Raw genomic sequence first — 26,974 nt, forward strand, 5'->3', positions numbered from 1 at the left:
GCACATGGGAATTTTACAAAACTGGGAACAGTGGACAAGCTTCTTAGGTAAACAAGTATCTGATGCAAAAGAAAACGGCATGCCTAACAAAATTATTGAGAAGGCGGCAGTTCAGATCGGCGAGTATCTTGCGAAAAACGTTGACCCACAAAACGAGCAAGAGCGCGTATTATCGGATTTATGGTCCGTTGCCGAAAAGGACGAAAAGCAAGCGATTGCAAGCTGCATTATGAAGCTCGTTCAAAATAAAGCAACAAACTAATTCGTTCTACGGGAAAAATGCCACTCACTGTATGGTGAGCGGCATTTTTTCTATGTATGCGAAAGTTCTCTGAATTGACGAATAAATATGGAATTGACGATTAACTACTCATGATTGGCGATTAACCAGTGTAAAGTGGCGAATAAGCTACTAACGTTGACGATTAAAAGGTCAAAACTGACGAATATCTCTATATAAGTGGCGAATAAATTTCCCCCATATAAAAAGTGGCGATTATTCCATACATATTGGCGATTAACTTAATGAGAATGACTAATAAATCCCCCTTCTTTTAAACAAATTTTCCTTGCATGATTTTCTATTAGTACCAATCTCCAACTGTAAATGCATGATTGTCCAACATTGACACTTCTAGAACGTGTTTTTTCAAAAATTATTTCAAGAAAACTAACAAAAACGTGCCTTTCTAACTTTTCAATGGTTAGAAAATCCGCTATGATGGAACTTGTAAGAAATAAATACGTTTCTATTATGAGGGGACAGATACGAAATGGGCGAATGGTATTTTGAATATGAAATTCAAGTGAATCGACCAGGTTTATTAGGAGATATTGCATCGTTGTTAGGTATGCTTCGCGTTAATATTGTCTCGATTAACGGTGTGGATGAGGAGCATCGAGGTATGTTGTTATCTACAGAGAATGAAGAATCTATCCAGCGTTTTATTTCAATCGTCTCAACAATGGAAAATATTAATGTAACAAGATTTCGTGAGCCAAAACTGCGTGACCGATTGGCTGTTCGGCATGGGCATTATATTCCGAAAGATGCGGATGAAAAAAATACATTCCGGTTCGTACGTGACGAATTAGGAATTTTAGTTGATTTTATGGCCGAATTATTTAAAAAGGAAGGGCATAAATTAATTGGGATCCGTGGAATGCCGCGTGTCGGAAAAACAGAATCAATCGTTGCCGCAAGTGTGTGCGCGAATAAAAAATGGATTTTCATCTCTTCTACTATGATTAAACAAACCGTCCGGAGTACCTTAATGGGCGATGAGTTTAATGGGAATAATATTTTTATATTGGATGGTGCCGTGACACGCCGCTCGACGGATGAACGCCACCAGCAGTTAGTTCGGGAAATCATGGGTATGCCGACGATTAAAGTCATTGAGCATCCAGATCTGTTCGTACAGCATTCATCATATAAAATAGAAGATTTTGACTATATTATCGAATTGCGCCATGAGCCGGATGAAGAAATAACATATGAAATTATCGAAAAGAATAATATGTTATCGAGTACAGACCATTTTGGCGGATTTGATTTTTAGTAAATAAGAGGGCTTTGTGCCAACTTAATTTGAATATATTAAAAGTAGGTGTTTTTTTTGACGGAACTAGGAGCTCGCTTGAAGGAAGCGAGATTAGCTAGAGGTTATAGTTTAGATGATTTGCAAAATATCACTAAAATCCAAAAACGTTATCTAATAGGAATCGAAGAAGGCAACTATACGATTATGCCTGGTTCTTTCTATGTACGTGCCTTCATCAAGCAGTATGCCGAAGCAGTAGGATTAGATGCGGATGAAGTGTTGACAGAGTATCGCAAGGATATTCCGGAAATGCAAAAAGAAGAAGTTGCCCAATCATTCACACAAAGTCCGAGTCGCCGCAATATGAAAGCGACTTCGAGCAATAAGATGATGGAAGCGATGCCGAAATTGATCGTCGCATTGTTTGCGATTGTCATTATTATTGTAATTACAACTTTATACATCCAAAAAACAGGCAATGTGCCGGATGTAGTAGAAGAAGACAGTAAACCGATCGAATACGAACAAAATCCCAATTCAACTCCAACAAAACCTGTTGAAGACAACGAAGAAGACGCAGAAGAAGATGTTGAAGAAAACGTTGAGCCTGAAGAACCTGTTACAGATGAGCCTGAAGTAGCCCAAACAATTGGTGAAGGTGTTGTGCAAGGCGAAAATACAACATTTGAAGTATCGGGAACAGACAGCTTAAATGTTCGTGTTGAAGTATCTGGTGAAACATGGGTAGGTATCCGAAACGAACAGCAGCAGGAGCAAGTGAACGCTACGGTTTATAAAGCTGGAGATATCGTAGAAAATGATTCGACTGCTGACGGCTATGCAAGAATTCGTTTAGGGAATTCAAAAGTGGCGAAAGTATATGTAAATGATGTAGAATTGACATACGCTCAAGATCGTATGACGCAAAATATCATTTTAAAATTAGTGAATGAAGGACAAGGAGAGTAGTCATCTTAAAAGATGGCTCTTTTCTTTAGACGAAAGGTGTTAACAAATGAACATTCCAAATAAGATTACAGTCTCGCGTATTTTATTAATCCCACTATTTGTGATTGTAATGATGTTTGATTTCGGTTGGGGAAATATGACGCTGTTCGGCGCGGAAATGCAAGTGAACTATTTTGTAGGGGCACTGATTTTTATTTTCGCTTCGGCAACGGACTGGGTAGATGGCTACTATGCCCGCAAATATAATTTAGTGACGAACTTAGGGAAGTTTTTGGACCCGCTTGCAGACAAGCTGCTCGTTTCCGCTGCCTTTATTTTACTGGTGGAAATCGACCTGGCACCTGCATGGATTGTCATTATCATTATTTCGCGTGAGTTCGCGGTAACGGGACTTCGATTGATTTTAGCAGGACAAGGGGAAGTCGTAGCGGCAAACCAGCTTGGTAAAATTAAAACTTGGGCCCAAATCGTGGCGATTTCTGCATTAATTTTACACAATACGATTTTTACATTAATTGGAATACCTTTTGATATGATTATGCTTTATGTAGCATTATTCTTTACAGTATGGTCTGGATGGGATTATTTCTATTTAAACCGTCGTGCATTATTGGATTCAAAATAAATAAAATTTCTAAAACTAGGTTAGAATTTCTTTATGGATAGGTAAAGGTAATAAGTATCCGTAAAAGATAGAACAGGACTCGCTGATGCGAGGAATGTTTTTCTAATCTAGTTTTTTCATTATTAGGGGGTTTTAGGAATGAATGCAGAAATAATAGCGGTAGGATCAGAATTATTATTAGGACAGATTGCCAATACGAATGCGAAGTTTATTTCAAGCCAGCTTTCGGAACTTGGCATTAATGTTTATTATCATACAGTTGTGGGGGATAACGAGGCGCGGCTTTTAGAAGCGATTAAAATTGCGGAACAGCGCGCGGATGTCATTATCTTTTCGGGTGGATTAGGGCCGACAAAGGATGATTTAACGAAGGAAGCAATTGCGAAACATTTGAATCGCACATTAGTGTTTGATGAAACAGCACTGTTTGCTATTGAAGAGTTCTTCTCGAAGCAAAGACGACCGATGACGGAAAATAACCGGAAACAGGCACTAGTACTGGATGGCTGTGATGTATTACTGAACCAGCACGGGATGGCACCGGGTATGTTTTTAAAGGAAAATGACCGTATTTATATTTTACTGCCGGGTCCGCCAAAAGAACTTGAGCCGATGTTCCAGTATGAAACGAAGCCAAAACTGGCGGCACTGCTGCATGACGGCGGGGTTATTTTATCGCATGTCCTGCGCTTTTACGGTATCGGTGAAGCAGATCTGGAAACACGCATACAGAATATTTTGGATGAACAGACGAATCCAACCGTTGCTCCGCTTGCATCAGACGGCGAAGTAACATTGCGCATTACGGCAAAAGCGCAAAACGAACCACAGGCATTCCGTTTGATTGAATTGAAGAAACGCGAAATTCTCGATATTGTCGGAGAATACTATTACGGTGTAAATGATGAGTCGTTAGGATTCAAGCTTGTGCAAATGCTTCTGGAAAATGAATTGACGGTTTCCGCTGCCGAAAGTTTAACGGCCGGTCTGTTCCAGTCGGAGCTGGCAGAAGTTCCGGGTGTCGGGTCCGCATTAATCGGCGGTGTCGTAACGTATACGAAAGAAGCGAAAATCAAACATCTCGGAGTTTCGGGTGAACTGCTTGACGAATACGGGATTGTCAGCAGTGAATGTGCTGCGGCAATGGCGACACAAGTCCGTGAAAAGTTCGGTACAGATATCGGTGTCGGCCTGACAGGAGCTGCCGGACCGGGCGATCATGACGGACAGCCTGCAGGATCGATCTGGGTTGGAATTAAGATCGGTGACACTGAACCGTTGACGTACCGACTGCAATTATCCGGCTCAAGAAATACAAACCGGATCCGCGCAGTGAAGTTTACGTTCAGCTATTTAATGAGGGAACTGGCGAATAAAGGGTACAAAAAGCTGATTTAGTTGTCGGTTTCTTTTGAAAGTGACAGTTTGGTCCTTGATTTAAAGGCATTTAGAAACATTCAAATAAAAAGCGAAAATATGTTCGCTTTTTTCTTGAATGTTATCTCAATAGCAAGTATAATAGAGACATAAGTTAAATAAAGCTTTTTCTTAAGGAGGAAATAGTTTGAGCGATCGTAAAGCAGCATTAGACATGGCGTTAAAACAAATAGAAAAACAATTCGGTAAAGGTTCTGTCATGAAGTTAGGTGAGAACTCGAACAACAAAATCGATACAACTTCATCAGGCTCTATCGCAATTGATGCAGCATTAGGTATAGGCGGATACCCGCGCGGACGTATTGTAGAAGTTTACGGACCGGAATCATCTGGTAAAACAACAGTTACATTACATGCCATCGCAGAAGTACAGGCTAACGGCGGTACAGCAGCATTTATCGATGCTGAGCACGCACTTGACCCGGTATATGCACAAAAATTAGGCGTTAACATTGACGAATTATTATTATCACAGCCGGATACAGGTGAACAAGCACTTGAAATCGCGGAAGCATTAGTACGTTCTGGTGCGATCGATATTATCGTAATCGACTCAGTAGCAGCATTAGTACCAAAAGCAGAGATCGAAGGCGAAATGGGTGACTCGCACATGGGTCTTCAAGCGCGATTAATGTCTCAGGCATTACGTAAATTATCAGGTGTTATCAACAAATCGAATACGCTTGCTATTTTCATCAACCAAGTTCGTGAAAAAATCGGTGTTATGTTCGGTAACCCGGAAACAACAACAGGTGGACGTGCCCTTAAATTCTACTCTTCTATCCGTTTAGAAGTACGTCGCGGTGAAGCGATTAAGCAAGGTACAGAAATTATCGGTAACAAAACGAAAATCAAAGTCGTGAAAAACAAAGTAGCACCACCATTCCGTACAGCGGAAGTGGATATTATGTACGGTGAAGGGATTTCAAAAGAAGGCGAAATCGTCGACATCGGTGCAGAACTGGACATCATCCAAAAGAGCGGTTCTTGGTATTCTTACAACAGCGAACGAATCGGCCAAGGTCGTGAAAATGTAAAACAATTCTTCAAAGAAAACCCTGCAATGAAAGAAGAAGTAACAGAAAAAATCCGTCAACACTTCGGTATCGGCGAACTAGGCTACACAATCGGCGCCAACGATACAACAGACGAAGAAGAACTGGACGAATTAGAATTATTCGAAGACGAAAAAGAATAATGACTGTGATATACCCAAGCGGAGAAATTTGCTTGGGTTTTTTTGTGTGGGTGGGGGTGGGAGTGTGCCAACCTGGGGGTGTGTGATTTTATTAGAAGAAATATGGAGGTTATTAGAAGATCTCTGGGTGATATTAGAAAGATTGAGGGTTTTATTAGAAGATTGGGCTCAATTGGCGGGTTTTGATGGGGTTAGCTTGAGAATAGCAGTGGAAAAGTGGTCACGGGAACTTTTATTAGAAGAACTTTTGCTTTATTAGAAAATCTCGGTCTGATATTAGAAGATTGGGAAGTGATATTAGATAATCGGAAGCACTTATTAGAAGAAGTGTGAGATATATTAGAAGTTGAAACTTTTATTAGAAGAAATCAAAATATATTAGAACATTTTAGGATTTATTAGAACTTTGAGGGGTTTATATTAGCCGGCAATTTTATTAGAACAAATATGAGGGTTATTAGAAGAACTCAGGGTGATATTAGAAGGTTTGGAGCTTTTATTAGAAGATTGGACTGACTTGGCAGATTTTGATTGGCATTTGCATGAGAAAAAGCGGCGAAGAAGTACAGCGGGAACTTTTATTAGAAGAAATTTTAGGATATTAGAAAATCTCACCTCGATATTAGAAGAACAGGAAGGGATAGTAGCCAATCGGGAGCACTTATTAGAAGAAGTGCGAGATATATTAGAAGTTCGAAAGTTTATTAGAACAAATAAAAATATATTAGAACTTTACAAGATTTATTAGAACTCCCCACAGCCCTACAGCACCCTCACCCATGTATATATTGGAAAAATAAGGTTACACTAAAGCCACACGGCACAAGCGCTCTCATCAATAACACCCAACCTTATTTAGAAAATTTTAGGTTATACTAAACCCTATCACCACCGCTAAAACATCGCAACCAAAAAATATAAAAAACCCCTTAAACCATGGCTATTCTTGACATACCTTATTTTGAACTATACAATTAAAATGTATAATTTCTAAATTTTGAAATGAATAGGCGGTATGTTTGAATAATTCAGATATATTTAGCCGACTAAGAGAACATCAGACATATATAGGCATAGGAGGGAAACGATATTATGGAAATGATACTCCCTGCTTTGCTAGGATTCGCTGTCGGTGTCGCTGTTATCTATTTCTACATGAAAAACGTGAATGAATCAAAAGTGACTGGTGCAAAGCATGTTGCCGAGCAAATCGTGGAAGACGCGAAACGTGAAGCAGATGCACTTAAAAAGGAAGCACTGCTTGAAGCAAAGGATGAAACTCACAAATTTCGAACTGAAGCGGAAAACGACATTCGTGATCGTCGTGGAGAGCTTCAGAAACAAGAGAACCGTTTATTGCAAAGAGAAGAAAACCTTGACCGCAAAGATGATACTCTGAACAAAAGAGAGATAAGCTTAGAGCGTAAAGAAGAAGCTCTAGCTAGCAGACAACAGCATATTGAACAGATGGAAAGCAAAGTAGAACAACTTGTTGCAAGTCAAAAAACTGAGCTTGAGCGCATTGCAGCTCTGACGCGCGAAGAAGCGAAAGAGGTTATCTTGAAGGAAGTTGAAAACGAACTTTCTACAGATATTGCTGTAATGACGAAAGAATCGGAATTGCGTGCAAAAGAAGAATCAGACAAAAAGGCTCGAGAAATTTTATCACTTGCATTACAACGCTTTGCAGCTGACCATGTTGCAGAAACAACAGTGTCCGTTGTAAATCTGCCGAATGATGAGATGAAAGGCCGTATCATTGGTCGTGAAGGCCGTAACATCCGTACATTAGAAACACTTACAGGTATCGATTTAATTATTGATGATACACCTGAAGCGGTTATTTTATCCGGCTTTGATCCGATCCGCCGTGAAACAGCTCGTCTTGCATTAGAAAAACTAGTTCAAGATGGTCGTATTCACCCGGCACGTATCGAAGAAATGGTTGAAAAATCTCGCCGTGAAGTGGATGAGCAAATCCGCGAAACAGGTGAGCAAACAACATTCGAAGTAGGTATCCATAACCTGCACCCGGATTTAATGAAAATTCTTGGTCGTATGAAATACCGTACAAGCTATGGTCAAAACGTATTGAAACACTCAATCGAAGTAGCCCATTTAGCAGGATTGCTTGCTGCTGAACTAGGCGAAGATGTGACATTAGCGCGTCGTGCAGGTTTACTGCATGATATCGGTAAAGCAATTGACCATGAAGTTGAAGGAAGCCACGTTGAAATCGGTGTGGAACTGGCAACGAAGTATAAAGAACACCCAGTTGTTATTAACTCAATTGCATCCCACCATGGTGACACAGAAGCAACTTCAGTTATCGCTGTACTTGTAGCAGCAGCCGATGCATTATCAGCAGCTCGTCCAGGTGCCCGCAGTGAAACATTAGAAAACTATATTCGCCGCCTTGAAAAGCTGGAAGAAATCTCTGAAAGCTATGACGGCGTTGAAAAATCATTCGCGATTCAAGCAGGTCGTGAAGTACGTATCATCGTACAACCTGAAAAAATCGATGATCTGGCATCACATCGTTTAGCGCGAGATATCCGCAAACGTATTGAAGAAGAACTCGATTACCCGGGTCACATCAAAGTGACAGTTATTCGTGAAACACGTTCAGTGGAGTATGCGAAGTAATAACAGTATTTTATCTTTTCAAAATACCCCATTTCGTAGAGGCTAATCTATGAAATGGGGTTTTTTTATTATATAAACATTAATTTACTCATTCTGTCTGCTTTGAAGTGAAAGGTCTTTTAATTGCTATTTTACATTTTTATAGAAGAAAAGCTTCAATCAGAGGTATATATTAGAGATTTCAAGACTATACTAATAAAAAGATAATTATAGAGTAATTTTGTAATTAGACAATTGACTAACCAAGAAAATAATCTATTCAATACAACTACATTAATATTCCCACTCTATTATTCACACTAAAACCTCACTAATTAACTTAATCATCATCAATTAGTAATGTGAAAAAATAATAGAAGGAGCTGTGATTCGTTTATGCAAATTCCTGCACAGGCAAAACGCTATGCATTTACACAAGTCGTAAAGTTATCCCCAATTGCCGCTAGTAAATTATTATACTGGAACCGATTCAAAACCCGTTTAAACTTGGAAAAACCGAAAACCTTCAATGAAAAACTTATGTGGCTCAAACTATTTGAAGATGTTGAATTTAAAAGAAGATTTACTGATAAGGTGAGGGCGCGCGAATATATGATCACAGTCGGCTACAACTATTTACTGCCGCCGCTAATTGGAATTTTTGACGAGGTAGAGGATATTATTTTCGAACAACTGCCGAGAAAATTTGTGTTGAAATGTTCACACGGCGATGGCATGACAATTGTTTGCGAAAATAAACGAGAAATGGATTACCGGGAAACAAGGCAGCAACTAGCGGAAATGATGGCAACGGACTATTCGCATGCATATGCGGAACCTCACTATGCGTCCATTCTTCCGAGAATTATTATTGAACGTTTTATCGAATCAACATCTGGCAATGCTGTACAAGACTACAACATTCATTGTTTCCATGGGGTGCCGAAGATTATCGAATCCACTTTCGACCGCAATACATCGAAAGAGCAAACACTCATGTTAACACCGGATTGGTTTAATACGAATTATATAAAGAAAAAGCATCCTTTCGATGAAGGGAAAGCTAGACCTGCGCAGCTGGAAGAACTGCTTGCCATTGCGAAAAAGCTGAGCAAACCGTTTACGTATGTACGCATCGATTTAAAGGTAGTAGATGAGAAAGTTTACTTTAACAACTTTACCTTCACTCCGGACGCTTGTTTAAATAATCAAATTCAAGAAGATGACAGTTTGAAGCTGGGGCAATGGCTAGATTTGGATATTGAGAAGTCGAGGCATCCGGTTACTGTAGCCCGTTCCAAATATTAATCACTTTTACTGTTTAGGAGGATTCCCATGATACCGATTGTGTCTATAATTGTGGCAACACATAATGTTGAATATTCGATTAGAGAATGTCTGAAAAGCCTGCAGCAGCAAACCTTGAAAGAAATCGAAGTGCTGATTATGAATAATGGTTCTTCTAAAGGAACGGCTCTTGTTTGTGAAGAATTCGTCAGTGAAGATGAGCGTTTTAGTATATTTAATGCGCAAAGCCTGACGCTGAGTGAAGCGCGGAATTATGGAATGCAGGAAGCGACAGGGAAATATGTTGCCTTTGTGGATGGGCATGATTTTGTGGAGAGTACGATGTATGAAAAGCTTGTACAGCGAGCTGAACAAAAGCATGCGGACCTCGTACTGTGCGGCTATTCGAAATACTGGCCGGAAACAGAACGCAAAAAACAGGTGAAGGTCAATGAAGCTTTATTAACAAAACCGAATCCAGTAAATTATTATCTGACAAAGCACAATGAAGCGTATATCGTCCCTTGGAATAAACTTTTTTTACGTTCCATCATTATGGGAGAGCGTTTATATTTCGATAATCATCCGTTTTTTGAGGATGTCGGTTTTATCGCACAGTACTTATCGTTTGCGAAAAAGATTGCGATTGTCAATGAACCGCAGTATAACTTTGTGCAATATGAGGATATGCTGATGAAAAACTCTACTCCGTCGATTGCCCATTCTCATGCGCAAACGTATGCTCAATTGAAACAGTTTTTCGATAAAAGACAGTACCGCAATGTAATCGAAGGGTTAAATTTACGCTTGTATATTCATCGTTATCATCATGTGTTGTTAACAACGTCAAACACACGACAAGTGAAATCGCTGGAGCGTCAAATTATCCGGGAAAGCAAAAACTTTTCGCAGCTCCCATGGTATCTGCGCATGATGAAACCATTAGTGAAAATGAGGGTCTATCCGACATTTTTCCGGTTAGTTCATAAAGTAAAGGCTTAAAAATTAATAAACTTGCTACTATACAAGTAAAATTCGAAGCTCGATAAGGGGGAATATTTGTGATATTAGTCGTTGGTGGAGCGGGCTTTGTTGGAAGCCATGTCGTAAATTTATTACTGAAAAATGGACCGGTCGTTGTGTATGATAATTTATCCACAGGACACCGCGGAGCAGTCGATGAGCAAGCTATTTTTATCGAAGGCGAATTAACGGATCAGCAACGGTTAACGCAAATATTTACATTGTTTCCGATTCAGACCGTCATTCATTTTGCGGCATCGGACTCAGTCAACGAGGCAATGGGGAATCCCGAATATTATTATGAAAATAATGTCGGCGGCACATTGGCATTATTGAAAGTCATGAGGGCGTGCAGAGTGAAAAATATCATACTCTCTTCAGCAGTTAAGGCATATTCAGAAGAAAATGAACTTCTACAGGGGCAGAAATGTATGATTGAGCAGATGCTTGAAGCTTTTGCGAAAGCCTATGATTTGAATGGGATTGTTCTCCGCTATTGTAAGAGCGCTTCGGCTAGTGGAAATTCGGAAGCTGCGGTTGATGGGACAGGCAACAGGGGCAATATTATAGAGGTAGCGAATGCCCATGTTGTAGCACTTGAAGCGTTGGAACGGGAAAAGTCGGCATTCAGGATGTTTGATCTGTCTGAGATTAGTTCTAAAAACATGCGATCGGGACAAGGATGGCATGCTGATCGAAATGTACATGAAATGATGGAAGATGAATGGAATTGGCAAGAAAACTCAAATTGTTAATGTACAACTCTGTTACAATTCAGTTTGTAGCAGTTTTTTTGCGTCCGGTGTACAAAAAGTGATAAAATGATTAGATGTTGAAGAACAGAAAGAGTGGTTTTTAAAAATGAAAGTATTATTTATTGGTGATATCGTAGGTTCAATTGGTCGCGATGCGGTAGAGCAGTATTTGCCTCGATTGAAGAAAAAATATAATTTGGATGTTGTTATTGCAAACGGTGAAAACGCTGCAGCAGGGCGCGGAATTACACGTGCGATTTATAATGACTTACTGCAAATGGGTGTCGATGTCATTACGATGGGTAACCATACATGGGATAACAAAGACATTTTTGATTTTATCGATGATGCGGATTATTTAGTGCGTCCGGCAAACTTCTCGAAAGATGCACCGGGTCGTGGTATGACACAAGTATCGAAAAACGGTGTGACGATTTCGGTTATTAATTTACATGGTCGTGTATTTTTACCGCCGCATGAAGATCCGTTTGCGATGGCGGTCGAAATGGTTGAAGAAGCGAAAAAAACGTCGCCAATCGTATTTGTCGATTTCCATGCTGAAGCAACGAGCGAAAAAATCGCATTAAGCTGGCATTTGGACGGGAAAGCATCAGTCGTTGTCGGAACACATACACATGTTCAAACAGCGGACAACCGTATTTACCCAGGCGGCACAGCATACATTACGGACGTCGGTATGACAGGTCCATACGATGAAATTTTAGGTATGGGGAAAGACAATGTCATTTATAAATTCCTGACAAACATGCCGGCACGCTATGAAGTACCGAAAAAAGGCCGCGCTGTGTTAAGTGCATTCTTCGTAGAAATTGATGATAAAACAGGTAAAGCAATTCGCCATGAACGTGTTTTGATTAATGAAGATAATCCGTTTCAAGCATAAGTAAATATTAATTTTAAACACCTATTACTGAAAAAAGAAAGGTTATTACCTTTTTGATTTAGTGATAGGTGTTTTATTCATTTAAGAGGAATACTGTACAGCTCTCAGGACTAGATTAGACTAGATGAGCATACTTAAAAGACATACTTTTTTTGTACCCTAAATGTGTCTTTTATTATTTTATTTAAAGGATGGCAAGTCCTGTTCAAAAGTAAGAGATAATTAATATGTATAGTTTCCCAACTTGTTGAATATGTTTAAATACTAAATAAAAAGATTAGTACACTAATAACAGAAAGAAGGGGACATGTGATGAAAGAGCGATGGAAATCAGGTATTATCATTGCTATTATTTTTTGTATTATATCGCTTGTCATCTCGCTTAATGCATAAAATGACATTTACACACTGCTATTAGAAATGTAGAAGAGAGTAGAACTTTGTAAATAGCAAAGTCTACTCTCTTTTTTCAAGAAAAGGAACATAATACGGGTTGACAAAGTAATTGCTTGATTAAATAGATGGAATATGAGGTCGAAGAAATCTTGGTAAAAATAAAGGGTGACTAACTGTAATAAAGTAAATGGTTTATATATTATTATGAAGATTATCATTTCCTTGAATAATCTGAATATTTTCTTGCGGTAGTTGTAAAAAACGGATTCTAATTGCTTCATAAAGCGCATACAATGACGTACAGGCAATAAAAATTGCCTAAAAAAAGATAAAGCAGTACTAGATGAGGAGGAAATAGCTGTGGATTCATTAAAAGTATCATCTCGTTCTAATCCTAATTCTGTTGCAGGAGCACTCGTTGCGGTTATACGAGAGCAAGGGTTTGCTGAAATGCAGGCGGTAGGTGCAGGTGCGTTAAACCAGGCAATTAAAGCAGTAGCAATCGCTCGAGGGTTTGTAGCCCCAAGCGGCACAGATCTGATTTGTGCGCCGGCTTTCGCGGACATCATCATTGCAGGAGAAGATCGTACGGCATTAAAACTACTCGTTGAAAAAAGAAATCGTTAATCCATGAAGACCCATACACTCGCTTAGCACCCAATCTGGGCTAAGCGGGTGTATTTTTGTTTGCGGGGTAATCGGCTTTTTTTTGCCAATTCTGATGGTTTATTAGTCAAATGCCTTTACTTATTAGTCAGTTTCGTTTATATTTTCGCCACTTTGGAATACATAATAGCCAATAGTTAGTGGATATTAGTCACTTCCTCTTTTTAGAGAAAAATTCCCCTCCCATATAATGGGAGATCAAAACGCTCCTTCTAGAACGCAACCATCATACATATTCAATCGTCCTCCAATAAAAGATTTCCCATATAAATTTTAAGGAATAGAAATCTTGTTTTAATTCAAAACAATTTGTGTACAGAACTTTCCGTCAAAGGTCTGATTTTTATATTGATATGACATTTGCAATAGATGAGACGAAAACTTCATGTTAAACTAATGTAGGAAAAAACTATAACATGGCTGTGCTACACGACAGCTGCTCAGTAATAAAGCACGTAACGGCTTTATTCATTTATATAATACAGAACTTAAGGAGATGTTGATATGTTACATCAGCTTTCATGGAAAGTCGGTGGGCAGCAAGGTGAAGGGATTGAGAGTACAGGTGAAATCTTCTCAATGGCAATGAATCGTCTAGGGTATTTCCTATACGGTTACCGTCATTTCTCTTCTCGTATTAAAGGTGGCCATACGAATAATAAAATTACGGTTCGTCCGACAGAAGTACGCGCTATTGCGGACGACTTAGATATACTAGTGGCGTTTGACCAGGAAACGATCGACGTGAACTATAAAGAATTAACACCGAGCAGTATCATTTTAGCGGATGCGAAATTTGATCCGAAAAACCCGGAAGACAGTGTTGCGCCATTATATGCGGTACCGTTTACGGAAATTGCGGCTGAGCTTGGTACGTCTCTAATGAAAAACATGGTTGCAATCGGTGCAACGGCAGCGCTTTTAAACTTGGATGAATCGGTTTTCCAAAGTGTTGTAAATGAAATCTTCGGACGTAAAGGCGAAGAGGTCGTTGCGAAGAACATTGAAGCGATCGAGCGTGGTCGTCAGGCGATTTCAGAGCAAATTGGTGACCGTGTAGGTACATGGGAAATTGCGCCTGCAGACGGAAAACGTCGTATGTTCATGATCGGTAACGATGCAGCTGCTTTAGGTGCATTGGCAGCCGGCTCACGTTTCATGGCGGCATATCCGATAACACCGGCATCTGAAATTATGGAATACATGATTAAAAAGCTTCCATTAGTAGGTGGAGCGGTTATTCAAACAGAAGATGAGATTGCTGCGGCAACAATGGCAATCGGTGCAAACTACGGTGGTGTGCGTGCATTCACAGCATCAGCTGGTCCTGGTCTTTCATTAATGATGGAAGCAATCGGTCTTTCAGGTATGACGGAGCAGCCGCTTGTTATTTTCGATACACAACGTGGTGGTCCATCAACTGGTTTACCGACAAAGCAGGAGCAATCGGATTTAATGGCGATGCTTTACGGTACACATGGTGAAATTCCGAAAGTTGTAATTGCGCCTTCTACAATGGAAGAAGCGTTTTATGATACGATTCAGGCGTTTAACATTGCCGAAGAATTACAAATCCCGGTAATCGTTATGACTGACTTGCAGTTATCATTAGGTAAGCAGTCGGTTGATCCGTTCGATTACAGCAAAATTGAAATTCGCCGCGGTAAAATTGTGGAAGCGGTTGAAGATGTAGAATCAAAAGATTACTTCAAGCGTTATGAAAATACAGAAGACGGCGTTTCACCACGTGTCCTGCCAGGTACAAAAGGCGGTATTCACCACGTAACGGGTGTAGAGCACGATGAAACAGGTAAGCCATCTGAAGCAACGGGCAACCGTCGCACGCAAATGGATAAGCGTATGCGTAAACTACAGCATGTCCGCTTTGAAAACCCGGTATACGTGAACGCACCTCACGAAGAGGCAGACGTATTACTTGTAGGCTTCAACTCGACGCGCGGAGCAATTGAAGAAGTTCAGGAAAAGCTGAACTCTGAAGGCGTAAAAGTAAACCACGCACATATTAAGCTGATCCATCCATTCCCTGCAGAAGAGATGAGTGCATTGATGGATAAAGCGAAAAAAGTGATTGTCGTTGAAAACAATGCGACAGGTCAGCTAGCAAATATTATGAAAATGAATATCGGTGGTCACGCGAAGACGAAATCGATTTTAAAATACGATGGTACACCATTCCTACCACGTGAATTAACAAACTTAGTGAAGGAGGAAATTTAATCATGGCAACATTTAAAGATTTCCGAAATTCCGTAAAACCAAACTGGTGTCCAGGTTGTGGTGACTTCTCCGTACAAGCGGCGATTCAGCGTGCTGCAGCAAACGTGGGCTATGAACCAAGCGAATTAGCTGTTATTTCTGGTATCGGCTGTTCTGGTCGTATTTCAGGCTATATTAACTCATACGGTTTCCACGGCATTCATGGTCGTGCATTACCGATCGCACAAGGCCTTAAAATGGCGAACAAAGACCTGAAAGTTATCGCTTCAGGCGGTGACGGTGACGGCTTCGCGATCGGTATGGGTCACACAATCCATGCGATCCGCCGTAACATCGACATTACGTATGTAGTAATGGATAATCAAATTTACGGATTAACAAAAGGCCAAACGTCTCCACGTTCTGCTGCTGGTTTCATTACGAAATCAACACCGGGCGGAGCAATCGAGCCATCATTAAAACCGTTGGAAGTTGCGTTAACTGCAGGTGCGACATTTGTGGCACAAGGCTTCTCGACAGATATTAAAGAACTGACAGCGATGATCGAGGCCGGTCTGAACCATAAAGGCTTCTCGTTCATTAACGTATTCTCACCATGTGTAACGTACAACAAAGTAAACACGTACGACTGGTTCAAAGAGAATTTAACAAAGCTTGCTGACATCGAAGGCTATGATTCTTCAAACCGTGAACAAGCGATGCAAACAGTAATGCGCCATGAAGGTCTTGTAACAGGTATTATTTATCAGGATACTGAAACAACTTCGTATCAGGAGAAAATCAAAGGCTATTCAGAGCTGCCGTTAACAGATATCGATATTAGCTTAACAGAAGAACAATTTGATCAGCTGACGAAGGAATTTATGTAAATAATTTTAAGGCTATACAGGCTGGAGTTTCCGGCTTGTATAGCTTTTTTGTTTTGGACGGGGATTGGCGATTAAATCAAACGGTTTGACTAATATCTGTTTCCAGTTGACGAATAAGTTTCTGAAATGGCGAATATGCATGAATAAGTGACGAATAAGTTGAGATCAATTTATAGTAATTTTTTGATTTAAAAAATGATAGGGAGCCGAGCAATCATACTAGGTTTAATAAAACATCCGAATAATTGTAAAAAAATACATAATTTAATATGAGCAAAAAAGCGATTTAAATCTAATTTTGACGAGTTTTGTCGAAACCATTTTAAATTTTATTATAGTACTGTAACATCTATAAGTAATTGACAACAAAAGATAAAAATACATGAAAAATTGTAATTATTTTCTGAAAACTGATGAAATTTATCATGGAAACTGTTATCTTTAATCAAGAAGTCATATTAACGAACTATATGTAAAATTATTCCATAATGCAATCCGCCTATAGTCATTGATTTAATATTAAGAATATTTTTAAGAATGTAGCTTTTAATAAATTATTGACTGTAGTAGAATAGTGGTATAAAAATACGTATTTAATTTGTTAATACGAAATTATATAGAGAGAATAGTAGTAAATACTTGTTTCGCACCATTTCATTTCACCGCAGACTTCAGAATTCAGAATGTTTGCGAAAGTGTCGTTTTGTTTAACGTGACAAATACATAATAATTGCTGTGAACAATTAAATTTGTCATAAGATAAATATAATATTAAAGGGGATGTATTTTTTATGAACAGTCAAATTCAACTAATCGTACCAACGTGGTTTGTCCAGGATGAGCTACATATTATCGAAACGATCGTTAGCAAAACGTCAGCGGATACAGGTATTGTCATTGCTGGGGAAAACTTTGACAAAACGAAGCGATGCCATCCAACTGTCCGCCTTTATATGACTCAGCTTATGAATGATCAATACGAAATTACAAAAGAATTGGATGCCTTCCAGTTCGATACAGCTGAAGAAGCGAAACAATTTTGTGCAAAGTTGCCAGAAATGACGGCAATTGATTTGGTTATGTTAATGAATAACGAAGAGCCTGTATTTTCTATTTAATAGATGATTCCAGCTTTGTTGAATGAATCTTCATTTAGCAAAGCTTTTTTTGTTGCCCTTTTTCCGAGGGTCCGTGGTTTGTATTTTAGTGGAGAAAGGCTACAATATAGGAGAACAACTAGAATAAGGAAGTGATTTAAATGGCTAGAGGTGTATATATTCACATTCCTTTTTGTCATCAAATTTGTAACTACTGCGATTTTAATAAAGTGTTTTTTAAAAATCAGCCAGTTGATGAATATATTGAAGCGCTCGGACGGGAAATGGAAATGACGGTTGCCGCGATGCCGGAAGCGTTCACGAATATCGAAACGATTTTTCTCGGTGGCGGAACCCCGACTGCACTGTCCGCAGAGCAAATTGAAAAATTATTGTCGCTCATTACGAAACATATTCCGATATCATCCGTAAAAGAGTTTAGCAGTGAAGCTAATCCGGATGAACTGACAATCGATAAATTGCAGGCACTATATAATGGAGGCGTCAATCGTTTAAGTATGGGCGTCCAATCATTCGACCAGTCACTGCTGAAAAAAATCGGACGTACCCATTCAAATGAACATGTATATGAAACAATCCAAAACGCCAAAAACGTTGGATTTAAAAATATAAGCATTGATTTAATGTATGGTCTGCCGGGCCAGACGATGGAACAATGGCAGGAAACGCTTGAAAAAGCCTTGGCACTGAAGCTGCCGCATTATTCGGCGTACTCGCTTATTGTAGAGCCTAAAACGATCTTTTATATCCAGTATGCAAAAGGAAAGCTCCATTTGCCGACAGAAGATCTGGAAGCGGACATGTATGGTGTTTTAATGGACACGATGGAAGCGCATGGACTCCAGCAATACGAAATCAGTAATTTCGCGAATGAAGGCTATGAGTCAACACATAATAAAATCTATTGGGATAATGACGAATACGCAGGATTTGGCGCTGGTGCTCACGGTTACTTGGAAGGCGTACGCTATTCCAATGTCGCACCAATCAAAAAATATATTGAAACAGTGATGGCAGGAGAGCGTCCTTTATTGCATGAGCATGAAGTGACAGGTGATGAGAAGCTGGAAGAACAGATGTTTTTAGGATTAAGAAAATCTGCCGGCGTGATGCATGAAGAATTTGAAAAGAAATTCGGTCAGCCGATGCTTTCTATTTATAAGGAAATAATCGATCAATTACAGGAAGAGCAACTTATTGAAATTGACTCTGAAGGAATCCGTTTAACTAGAAAAGGCCGTTTTATCGGCAATGAAGTATTTCAGCGGTTTTTAGTAGGGGAATAATCTTTTTGCAGCGGTACTTGAAAAAAGTTAAAAAAAACGGACGAATTCATTGACATCAATTTAGAGATTTGCTAATTTATAAATATATTAGCACTCCTCTTAATCGAGTGCTAACAGAGGTGAGAAAGATGTTAACAAATCGGCAGTTACAACTATTGCAAGTAATCGTAGACGAATTTGTGATGTCAGCACAGCCTGTTGGTTCGCGTCAACTATCCAAAAAAGAAGGTATTACGTATAGTGCTGCTACAATACGTAATGAAATGGCAGATTTGGAGGAGCTGGGTTTTTTAGAAAAAACGCATACTTCTTCAGGAAGGGTCCCTTCTGAAAAAGGGTATCGTTTTTATGTCGACCATTTACTTCAGCCTCAAATCATTTCGAGTGGCGAAGTAGCGCAAATCCAGTCGCTCTTTAAAAAGCAGATTGTTGAAGCAGAACAAATTATAAAAGAATCCGCAAATATATTATCGGAGTTGACGACATACACGACGATTTTACTCGGTCCGGATGTTCAAAAACATCGTGTCAAGAAATTCCAGATTGTACCGTTAACAGAACAAACAGCGGTGGCTATTATCATCACAGATAACGGTCATGTAGAAAATCGCACACTAACGTTACCACCGGGTTTTAACCCGCATGATATTGAAAAGATGGTTAATATTTTGAATGACCGCCTAGTCGGAATACCGCTATATGAGCTTCCGATAAAGCTTCAAACAGAGGCAATATCGTTATTGAAGTCTCATATTCACGCATCCGATTCGATTATCCGGTCATTGTTATCCATTACTTCAAACCATCACGAAAATAAAGTTTATTACGGTGGTAAATCCAATATGTTGAATCAGCCGGAGTTCCATGATTTAGAAAAAATGCGAATGCTGATGGATCTGATCGACAAGGAAAGCCAAGTTCAAACTTTATTCAATGAACAGAAAAATGGTATTCAAATCCGAATAGGTTCAGAAAACAATCATTTAGCGATGGAAAACTGCAGTGTCATCACCGCCTCCTTCCTTGTAGGGGAAGAACAGCAGGGGGCGATCGCCATTATCGGTCCGACGCGCATGGATTACCGACGTGTTGTTACATTATTGGATGTTATGTCAAACAGTCTGTCCAGAGCGTTTTTCGATAAAAAGCAGTAAAGCCATTGATTCAGCGGTCGAAGCGTTTTACAGAACCGCTGAATTCATAAATGATTGATACTCGAGGAGGAAAAGAAGTGTCAGAAACAAAAAACAATGAAGAATTGCAGCAAGAAGAAACTACGGAAGAAGTAGTGGAAACAGCTGAAACTACTGAAACAGAAGAAAATGCAGTAGATGAAAAAGATCAGAAAATCGCTGAACTTGAAGCGAAACTTGCTGAAGAGGATGCACGTTACCTGCGTTTACGTGCCGACTACGATAACTTAACTCGTCGCAACCGTTTAGATCGTGAAGCGGCTGAGAAATACCGTGCACAAAGCTTATTAACTGAACTTTTACCTGTGCTGGACAATTTAGACCGTGCACTGCAAGTAGAAGTAACAACAGAAGAAGCGGCTTCATTATATAAAGGTGTACAGATGGTATATGATCAGTTAGTTGCTGCAACGGAAAAAGAAGGTCTTACGATCATTCCGGCAGAGGGCGAAAGCTTCGATCCGAACTTCCACCAAGCTGTAATGCAGGAGCAGGACAGCGAAAAGGAAACTGGCGTCATTTTACGCGAACTGCAAAAAGGGTATCAGTTAAAGGACCGTGTACTGCGTCCGTCAATGGTATCTGTAAACGAGTAATTTAGTGCTTTTCGGTGCTATCTATATATTTTTTAAATTAACACATTTTGTTTTTTACTATTAGGAGGAAAATTAAATTATGAGTAAAATTATCGGTATTGACTTAGGAACAACAAACTCTTGTGTATCTGTATTAGAAGGCGGAGAACCAAAAGTAATTCCAAACCCAGAAGGTAACCGTACATCTCCATCTGTAGTAGCATTCAAAAATGGAGAAAAACAAGTTGGTGAAGTAGCAAAACGCCAAGCTGTAACAAACCCGAACACAATCATTTCTATCAAATCAAAAATGGGTACGAACGAAAAAGTGAAAGTGGAAGATACAGAGTACACACCACAAGAAGTATCTGCAATGATTTTACAATACTTAAAAGGTTATGCTGAAGACTACTTAGGCGAAAAAGTAACAAAAGCTGTTATTACAGTTCCTGCTTACTTCAACGATGCACAACGTCAAGCAACAAAAGACGCTGGTAAAATCGCTGGTTTAGAAGTAGAGCGTATCATCAACGAACCAACAGCTGCAGCATTAGCTTACGGTTTAGATCAGCAAGAAGTTGACCAAAAAATCCTAGTATTCGACTTAGGTGGCGGTACATTCGACGTATCGATCCTTGAATTAGCTGACGGCGTATTCGAAGTATTAGCAACTGCAGGTGACAACAAACTTGGTGGTGACAACTTCGACGACAAAATCATCGCTTATTTAGTAGAAGAGTTCAAAAAAGAAAACTCAGTAGATTTATCAAAAGACAAAATGGCAATGCAACGTTTAAAAGATGCAGCTGAAAAAGCGAAAAAAGACTTATCAGGTGTAACTTCTACTCAAATTTCATTACCATTCATCACAGCAGGTGCTGATGGCCCGCTTCACTTAGAAATGTCATTATCACGTGCAAAATTCGATGATTTAACAAAAGACTTAGTAGAGCGTACAATCGTTCCAACTCGTCAAGCGTTATCAGATGCAGGTCTTTCTGCTTCTGAATTAGATAAAGTAATCTTAGTTGGTGGTTCTACTCGTATTCCTGCAGTAGTAGAAGCAATCAAAAAAGCAACTGGTCATGAGCCACACAAAGGCGTAAACCCTGACGAAGTAGTAGCAATGGGTGCTGCTGTACAAGGTGGCGTATTAGCTGGTGACGTACAAGGCGTATTATTATTAGACGTAACACCATTATCATTAGGTATCGAAACAATGGGCGGCGTTATGACGAAATTAATCGATCGTAACACAACAATCCCAACATCTAAATCTCAAGTGTTCTCAACAGCTGCTGACAACCAGCCAGCAGTAGACATTCACGTATTACAAGGTGAACGTTCAATGGCAGCAGACAACAAAACACTTGGTCGCTTCCAATTATCTGATATTCCACCAGCACCACGTGGTATTCCACAAATCGAAGTAACATTCGATATTGATGCGAACGGTATCGTATCAGTTAAAGCGAAAGACTTAGGTACACAAAAAGAACAAACAATCGTGATCCAATCTGATTCAGGTTTATCAGAAGAAGAAATCGAGCGTATGGTTAAAGATGCAGAAGCAAACGCTGAAGCAGATGCGAAACGTAAAGAAGAAGCAGATCTTCGCAACGAAGCAGACCAATTAGTATTCCAAGTGGATAAAACAATCACAGACTTAGGCGAGCAAATCACAGAAGACGAAAAGAAATCTGTTGAAGATGCACGCGACGAGTTAAAAGCATCTTTAGAAAAAGGCGAGCTTGAAGGCATCAAAGCTTCTAAAGAAAAATTAGAAGGCGTATTACAACCATTAGTAATGAAAGTTTACGAGCAAGCTGCAGCAGCTGCACAAGCACAAGGCGGCGCTGAAGGCTTCGAAGGCGCAGCAGACGCTGGCCAAAAAGACGACGGTATCGTAGACGCTGACTTTGAAGAAGTAAAAGACGACAAAGACAATAAATAATTCTTTCTGATTTTCACATAAAAGCCAAAGACCGCTTGCGGCTTTGGCTTTTATGCTTGTCGTGATATGTGCTGGGCTTATTAGTCGTTTTTTGTGGGGAAGTAGAACTTATTGAATCGAAAGTAGAAGGTTCAGTGGTTAATGTGGAAGCTATCTTTGGGAAAGTAGAAGTTTACGGCCTTAAAGTAGAAAGTGTAAGTTTATTAGCCGATTCCCGAGAGAAAGTAGAACTTATTGAAGTGAAATTAGAAAGTTCAGCGGCTAATGTGGAAGTTATCCATAGGAAAGTAGAAGTGTTCGGCTTTAAAGTAGAAAGTTCAAATTTATTAGCGGATTCCCGAGAGAAAGTAGAACTTTTTGAAGTGAAAGTAGAAAGTTCAACGGCTAATGTGGAAGTTATCCATGGGAAAGTAGAAATGTTCGGCCTTAAAGTAGAAAGAGCAACTTTATTAGCAGGTTCCCATGAGAAAGTAGAACTTTTTGAAGTGAAAGTAGAAAGTTCTGCGGCTAATGTGGAAGTTATCCATAGGAAAGTAGAAGTGTTCGGCTTTAAAGTAGAAAGTTCAAATTTATTAGCAAATCCCCGTGAGAAAGTAGAACTTATTGAAGCGAAAGTAGAAAGTTCAGCGGCTAATGTAGAATTTATCCATAGGAAAGTAGAAATGTTCGGCCTTAAAGTAGAAAGAGTAACTTTATTAGCCGATTCCCGTGAGAAAGTAGAACTTATTGAATCGAAAGTAGAAAGTTCAACGGCTAATGTAGAAGTTATCCATGGGAAAGTAGAAATGTTCAATCTTAAAGTAGAAGTTAAGAAGGGTAATAAATCTCACCTAACCTTGACTCAAATTTAATAAAAAGTCCAACCCCTAGACTACCCGGTAGTTGTGCGGAGTGGAGAGTCTGACTCCTAGGGGATTAGCGTGCGCGGAAAATCTACTTGATGTATGCCGCCGTAGAGGCATACATCAAGTTAGTTGTAGCCACGCCCCCATGACGATAGGAACGAATGCTAAGAGCGTCACATCGTGTGACAATGCATTCGTGACCAACATCGTGTTGGCCTTCGCAACGCAGCACACCGGCCTATATGAAAAGAAACCAAACTTTATAACTTCAGCCGGAGTGAAAGCAACGGACTTTATGAACAAACCGAAACATTATTTAATTTCATATAAGATGAACTAAAGCAAAAGCTATACATCAAATTTTCAACATGATAAAATAGACGTTATGTAAAAAGAGCGGAGAGTGAACAATGAGTAAGCGCGATTACTATGAAGTACTTGGCCTGAGCAAAGGCGCAAGCAAAGATGAAATAAAAAAAGCGTATCGTAAATTATCAAAACAGTATCACCCTGATTTAAACAAAGAAGAGGGCGCAGACGTAAAGTTTAAAGAAGTCGCAGAAGCGTATGAAGTGCTGTCGGACGAACAAAAACGTGCACGTTATGACCAGTTCGGCCATGAAGATCCAAATGCAGGATTTGGTGGCGGCGGCTTCGGAGGCGGCGCTGGATTCGGCGGTTTCGAGGACATCTTCAGTTCGTTCTTCGGAGGCGGCCGACGTCAAGATCCAAACGCCCCACGTAAAGGCGACGATCTACAGTTCCGCATGAACATTTCTTTTGAAGAAGCAGTATTCGGCAAAGAAACAGAAATCGAGATTCCAAAAGAAGAAACATGTGATACATGTCACGGTTCTGGTGCAAAACCAGGTACGCATCCACAAACATGTTCACAATGTAATGGCGCTGGTCAGATTAACCAGGCAGTCGACACACCATTTGGCCGTATGGTAAACAAACGTTCTTGTCCATCATGTCGTGGTCAAGGTAAAATCATTGTGGAAAAATGTTCACCATGTCGCGGTACTGGTACAATTACGAAAAAGAAAAAAATCAAAATCACAATCCCGGCAGGTGTTGATGATGGTCAACAATTACGCGTAGCTGGTCAAGGTGAAGCAGGATACAACAATGGTCCGGCCGGCGATTTATACATTATCTTCAATGTTCGCAAGCACGAGTATTTCGAACGTGACGGCGATGATATTTTATATGAACTAAAATTAACATTCCCGCAAGCAGCGTTAGGTGATGAAATCGAAGTACCGACAATTCACGGGAAAGTGAAACTGAAAATTCCTGCAGGCACACAATCCGGTGCACAATTCCGCCTGAAAGATAAAGGCGTAAAAAATGTACACGGCTATGGCATGGGGAATCAGTATGTCATCGTAAATGTTGTCACACCGACGAAATTAACGGAAAAACAAAAACAATTGTTACGTGAATTTGCAGAAATCAGCGGAGACATTCCGGAAGAACACGGAAGCTCGCTGTTCGACAAAATTAAGAAAAAAATTAAAGGCGACTAAGGAGTGTATTGCAAGTGAAATGGACAGAACTTTCGATTTTAACAACGCATGAAGCTGTTGATGCAGTGACGAACATTTTACACGAAGCTGGCGCAAGCGGTGTAGTAATTGAAGATTCAAAGGAATTAGATAAAGAGAGAATCGATAAATTTGGTGAAATTTATGCACTGAATCCTGAAGATTTTCCAAAAACAGGTGTCATTGTAAAAGCATATTTATCGGCTTCAAGCTTTTTAGCGGAAACAATCGAAGAAATTAAGCTTGCAATCGCAAACCTTGTAAACTTTGATATTAATATTGGGGAAAATGTATTAACTTTATGTGAAGTTGATGAAGAAGATTGGTCAACAGCATGGAAACAGTACTACCATCCGGTGAAAATTTCGGAACGCTTCACGATTGTCCCGACTTGGGAAGACTACAAACCAGTATCGACGGATGAGCTGATCATTGAGCTGGATCCGGGAATGGCGTTCGGAACAGGAACACACCCTACAACAGTAATGTGTTTACAGGCGCTTGAAAAAGTTGTACAGCATGACCACACAGTTGTCGATGTTGGTACAGGTTCAGGTGTACTGTCAATTGGTGCTGCCATGCTTGGTGCGAAAAGCGTTCATGCATTGGACTTGGATGAAGTAGCAGTAAATGCAGCGCGTGAAAATGTTGAACTGAATAAAATGAGTGATATTGTTGAAGTATTCCACGGCAATCTTTTGGACACAGTAAAAGAACCGGCTGATATTGTCGTAGCGAATATTTTAGCGGAAATCATCATGTCATTTACAGATGATGCATTTTCAATTGTAAAACCAGGCGGAATCTACGTGACATCTGGTATTATCGGAGCGAAAAAAGACGATGTCAAAGCAGCTCTTGAAAAAGCCGGATTTGTCATTGAAGAAGTATTAATGATGGAAGATTGGGTAGCGATTATTTCACGTCGTCCTTAATTAAATCGTTTAATCGAAAATCGAACATTTTGCTATCGGGCAAAATGTTCGATTTTTACGTTATCAACAAGGAGTGAAGACAATGCAAAGATATTTTGTAGATACAGTGGATAGTGATAAGGACCAATTTATCATTTCGGGAGAAAACGCGCGCCATATTTCAAAAGTGATGCGTATGACGGTCGGGGAAGAGATCATCGTTGTACACGATAATGTAGCACATGTTTGTGAAATTACCGAACTTGACCAGGATGTCTGTGCGAAAAAAACAGGTACGACAATACCTTCACCGGAAATGCCGGTTAAAGTCGATATCGCATGCGGTCTGCCAAAAGGCGATAAACTGGAACTGATTGCACAAAAAGCGACGGAGCTCGGGATGCACGCACTGATTCCGTTTGCTGCAGAACGTTCGATTGTTAAGTGGGATGATAAAAAAGCGAAGAAAAACCAGGAACGCCTGCAAAAAATTGCTCAGGAAGCGGCCGAGCAATCGCATCGTACATATGTACCGAATGTTGTACAACCAATCAGTTTCAAACAGCTTGTACAAACATTCTCAAACTATGATGCCGTATACATTGCGGACGAAGAAGACGCGAAGTTGGCGACACGTACGACTTTTAAACAAAAGCTGCAGTCGTTAAATACGGAAAAAACACCGCGCATCCTTTGTATTTTCGGTCCTGAAGGCGGCATTTCCCGCAATGAATCGGCAATTATGCTTGAAGCCGGTGCACAGACAATGTCACTGGGACCACGTATTTTACGGGCAGAGACCGCGCCACTTTATGCGCTTGCGGCGATTTCGTATGAATTTGAATAATAAACCTATAAAAAGCCTTAATTTCTCACACAAAGAGAAATTAAGGCTTTTTATTTTATTAACCATATCCCCCTACTTATAAATTATCTCAAATTAAATGTATTTCCCTCTTGTATAACAAAAAATAAGTATGTATAATGTTTGTATAACATATAA

General features: G+C 39.8%; 25 protein-coding genes. All 25 read left to right on the forward strand.

Annotation, left to right across the window (positions count from 1 at the left end; translation table 11 throughout):
• Positions 1–4 precede the first annotated feature (4 nt).
• The 25 genes from MKY71_RS05325 to MKY71_RS05445 all read left to right on the forward strand — a co-directional run bounded on the left by MKY71_RS05325 (position 5) and on the right by MKY71_RS05445 (position 26,818).
• Positions 5–262 carry a DUF3243 domain-containing protein gene (locus MKY71_RS05325; RefSeq protein ID WP_339175626.1) on the forward strand — a complete coding sequence of 86 codons (258 nt, stop codon included), beginning with the start codon at positions 5–7 and terminating at the stop codon, positions 260–262.
• Positions 263–773: 511 nt separating this feature from the next.
• Complete coding sequence (locus tag MKY71_RS05330) at positions 774–1,562, forward strand: DUF3388 domain-containing protein (protein WP_339175627.1); 789 nt, start codon at positions 774–776, stop codon at positions 1,560–1,562.
• Positions 1,563–1,610: 48 nt separating this feature from the next.
• Positions 1,611–2,513, forward strand: a complete 903-nt coding sequence (locus tag MKY71_RS05335; protein ID WP_339175628.1) for a helix-turn-helix domain-containing protein — start codon at positions 1,611–1,613, stop codon at positions 2,511–2,513.
• A 46-nt stretch (positions 2,514–2,559) separates the two neighbouring features.
• Complete coding sequence (gene pgsA, locus MKY71_RS05340; RefSeq protein ID WP_339175629.1) at positions 2,560–3,138, forward strand: CDP-diacylglycerol--glycerol-3-phosphate 3-phosphatidyltransferase; 579 nt, start codon at positions 2,560–2,562, stop codon at positions 3,136–3,138.
• A 138-nt stretch (positions 3,139–3,276) separates the two neighbouring features.
• On the forward strand, positions 3,277–4,536 hold the full coding sequence (locus MKY71_RS05345) for a competence/damage-inducible protein A (protein WP_339175630.1): 1,260 nt from the start codon (positions 3,277–3,279) through the stop codon (positions 4,534–4,536).
• Between the two features lie 166 nt (positions 4,537–4,702).
• Positions 4,703–5,773: a recombinase RecA gene (gene recA / locus MKY71_RS05350; RefSeq protein WP_079525360.1), complete on the forward strand. Its 1,071-nt coding sequence runs from the start codon at positions 4,703–4,705 to the stop codon at positions 5,771–5,773.
• A gap of 64 nt (positions 5,774–5,837) precedes the next feature.
• Complete coding sequence (locus tag MKY71_RS05355) at positions 5,838–6,032, forward strand: hypothetical protein (RefSeq protein ID WP_340731807.1); 195 nt, start codon at positions 5,838–5,840, stop codon at positions 6,030–6,032.
• Between the two features lie 213 nt (positions 6,033–6,245).
• On the forward strand, positions 6,246–6,521 hold the full coding sequence (locus MKY71_RS05360) for a hypothetical protein (RefSeq protein ID WP_340731808.1): 276 nt from the start codon (positions 6,246–6,248) through the stop codon (positions 6,519–6,521).
• A 344-nt stretch (positions 6,522–6,865) separates the two neighbouring features.
• Complete coding sequence (rny, locus tag MKY71_RS05365; RefSeq protein WP_079525364.1) at positions 6,866–8,419, forward strand: ribonuclease Y; 1,554 nt, start codon at positions 6,866–6,868, stop codon at positions 8,417–8,419.
• Positions 8,420–8,794: 375 nt separating this feature from the next.
• Positions 8,795–9,706, forward strand: coding sequence for an ATP-grasp fold amidoligase family protein (locus MKY71_RS05370; protein ID WP_340731809.1), 912 nt, complete (start codon positions 8,795–8,797; stop codon positions 9,704–9,706).
• Positions 9,707–9,733: 27 nt separating this feature from the next.
• On the forward strand, positions 9,734–10,687 hold the full coding sequence (locus tag MKY71_RS05375; RefSeq protein ID WP_340731810.1) for a glycosyltransferase family 2 protein: 954 nt from the start codon (positions 9,734–9,736) through the stop codon (positions 10,685–10,687).
• Positions 10,688–10,746: 59 nt separating this feature from the next.
• Positions 10,747–11,463 (forward strand): NAD-dependent epimerase/dehydratase family protein, encoded by a 717-nt coding sequence (locus MKY71_RS05380; protein WP_340731811.1) that lies wholly within the window; start codon positions 10,747–10,749, stop codon positions 11,461–11,463.
• A gap of 106 nt (positions 11,464–11,569) precedes the next feature.
• A complete protein-coding gene (locus tag MKY71_RS05385) occupies positions 11,570–12,367 on the forward strand; it encodes a TIGR00282 family metallophosphoesterase (RefSeq protein WP_340731812.1) in 798 nt (265 codons plus the stop codon).
• A gap of 756 nt (positions 12,368–13,123) precedes the next feature.
• A complete protein-coding gene (locus MKY71_RS05390) occupies positions 13,124–13,390 on the forward strand; it encodes a stage V sporulation protein S (protein WP_079525540.1) in 267 nt (88 codons plus the stop codon).
• A gap of 543 nt (positions 13,391–13,933) precedes the next feature.
• Positions 13,934–15,667 (forward strand): 2-oxoacid:acceptor oxidoreductase subunit alpha, encoded by a 1,734-nt coding sequence (locus MKY71_RS05395; RefSeq protein WP_340731813.1) that lies wholly within the window; start codon positions 13,934–13,936, stop codon positions 15,665–15,667.
• Between the two features lie 2 nt (positions 15,668–15,669).
• Positions 15,670–16,536 carry a 2-oxoacid:ferredoxin oxidoreductase subunit beta gene (locus MKY71_RS05400; protein WP_340731814.1) on the forward strand — a complete coding sequence of 289 codons (867 nt, stop codon included), beginning with the start codon at positions 15,670–15,672 and terminating at the stop codon, positions 16,534–16,536.
• A gap of 791 nt (positions 16,537–17,327) precedes the next feature.
• Positions 17,328–17,654, forward strand: coding sequence for a geranylgeranyl pyrophosphate synthase (locus tag MKY71_RS05405; protein WP_339175645.1), 327 nt, complete (start codon positions 17,328–17,330; stop codon positions 17,652–17,654).
• Between the two features lie 140 nt (positions 17,655–17,794).
• Positions 17,795–18,940 carry a radical SAM family heme chaperone HemW gene (gene hemW, locus MKY71_RS05410; protein WP_340731815.1) on the forward strand — a complete coding sequence of 382 codons (1,146 nt, stop codon included), beginning with the start codon at positions 17,795–17,797 and terminating at the stop codon, positions 18,938–18,940.
• A 128-nt stretch (positions 18,941–19,068) separates the two neighbouring features.
• Entirely contained in the window at positions 19,069–20,094 is a 1,026-nt protein-coding gene (gene hrcA, locus MKY71_RS05415) for a heat-inducible transcriptional repressor HrcA (RefSeq protein ID WP_340731816.1), read from the forward strand.
• A gap of 77 nt (positions 20,095–20,171) precedes the next feature.
• On the forward strand, positions 20,172–20,729 hold the full coding sequence (gene grpE, locus MKY71_RS05420; protein ID WP_340731817.1) for a nucleotide exchange factor GrpE: 558 nt from the start codon (positions 20,172–20,174) through the stop codon (positions 20,727–20,729).
• A gap of 79 nt (positions 20,730–20,808) precedes the next feature.
• The gene (gene dnaK / locus MKY71_RS05425; protein ID WP_339175651.1) at positions 20,809–22,662 is read left to right on the forward strand and encodes a molecular chaperone DnaK; all 1,854 of its coding nucleotides are present in this window, start codon (positions 20,809–20,811) and stop codon (positions 22,660–22,662) included.
• Positions 22,663–22,796: 134 nt separating this feature from the next.
• Entirely contained in the window at positions 22,797–23,513 is a 717-nt protein-coding gene (locus MKY71_RS05430; protein ID WP_340731818.1) for a hypothetical protein, read from the forward strand.
• Between the two features lie 404 nt (positions 23,514–23,917).
• Positions 23,918–25,039 carry a molecular chaperone DnaJ gene (dnaJ, locus tag MKY71_RS05435; RefSeq protein WP_340731819.1) on the forward strand — a complete coding sequence of 374 codons (1,122 nt, stop codon included), beginning with the start codon at positions 23,918–23,920 and terminating at the stop codon, positions 25,037–25,039.
• A gap of 14 nt (positions 25,040–25,053) precedes the next feature.
• A complete protein-coding gene (prmA, locus tag MKY71_RS05440) occupies positions 25,054–25,992 on the forward strand; it encodes a 50S ribosomal protein L11 methyltransferase (protein ID WP_008403155.1) in 939 nt (312 codons plus the stop codon).
• A gap of 82 nt (positions 25,993–26,074) precedes the next feature.
• The gene (locus MKY71_RS05445; protein ID WP_340731820.1) at positions 26,075–26,818 is read left to right on the forward strand and encodes a 16S rRNA (uracil(1498)-N(3))-methyltransferase; all 744 of its coding nucleotides are present in this window, start codon (positions 26,075–26,077) and stop codon (positions 26,816–26,818) included.
• Positions 26,819–26,974 lie beyond the last annotated feature (156 nt).

The organism is Solibacillus sp. FSL W7-1324 (genome assembly GCF_038008025.1).
In the GTDB taxonomy this organism is placed as follows: domain Bacteria; phylum Bacillota; class Bacilli; order Bacillales_A; family Planococcaceae; genus Solibacillus.

Bases quoted from the DNA above. Each gene is read 5' to 3' on its own strand.
- dnaK (WP_339175651.1), top strand. From the start codon at position 20,809: ATGAGTAAAATTATCGGTATTGACTTAGGAACAACAAACTCTTGTGTA.
- hrcA (WP_340731816.1), top strand. From the start codon at position 19,069: ATGTTAACAAATCGGCAGTTACAACTATTGCAAGTAATCGTAGACGAA.
- MKY71_RS05405 (WP_339175645.1), top strand. From the start codon at position 17,328: ATGAACAGTCAAATTCAACTAATCGTACCAACGTGGTTTGTCCAGGAT.
- rny (WP_079525364.1), top strand. From the start codon at position 6,866: ATGGAAATGATACTCCCTGCTTTGCTAGGATTCGCTGTCGGTGTCGCT.
- MKY71_RS05385 (WP_340731812.1), top strand. From the start codon at position 11,570: ATGAAAGTATTATTTATTGGTGATATCGTAGGTTCAATTGGTCGCGAT.
- MKY71_RS05345 (WP_339175630.1), top strand. From the start codon at position 3,277: ATGAATGCAGAAATAATAGCGGTAGGATCAGAATTATTATTAGGACAG.
- MKY71_RS05400 (WP_340731814.1), top strand. From the start codon at position 15,670: ATGGCAACATTTAAAGATTTCCGAAATTCCGTAAAACCAAACTGGTGT.
- MKY71_RS05370 (WP_340731809.1), top strand. From the start codon at position 8,795: ATGCAAATTCCTGCACAGGCAAAACGCTATGCATTTACACAAGTCGTA.
- MKY71_RS05330 (WP_339175627.1), top strand. From the start codon at position 774: ATGGGCGAATGGTATTTTGAATATGAAATTCAAGTGAATCGACCAGGT.
- MKY71_RS05445 (WP_340731820.1), top strand. From the start codon at position 26,075: ATGCAAAGATATTTTGTAGATACAGTGGATAGTGATAAGGACCAATTT.
- MKY71_RS05325 (WP_339175626.1), top strand. From the start codon at position 5: ATGGGAATTTTACAAAACTGGGAACAGTGGACAAGCTTCTTAGGTAAA.
- hemW (WP_340731815.1), top strand. From the start codon at position 17,795: ATGGCTAGAGGTGTATATATTCACATTCCTTTTTGTCATCAAATTTGT.
- pgsA (WP_339175629.1), top strand. From the start codon at position 2,560: ATGAACATTCCAAATAAGATTACAGTCTCGCGTATTTTATTAATCCCA.
- MKY71_RS05395 (WP_340731813.1), top strand. From the start codon at position 13,934: ATGTTACATCAGCTTTCATGGAAAGTCGGTGGGCAGCAAGGTGAAGGG.
- dnaJ (WP_340731819.1), top strand. From the start codon at position 23,918: ATGAGTAAGCGCGATTACTATGAAGTACTTGGCCTGAGCAAAGGCGCA.
- MKY71_RS05375 (WP_340731810.1), top strand. From the start codon at position 9,734: ATGATACCGATTGTGTCTATAATTGTGGCAACACATAATGTTGAATAT.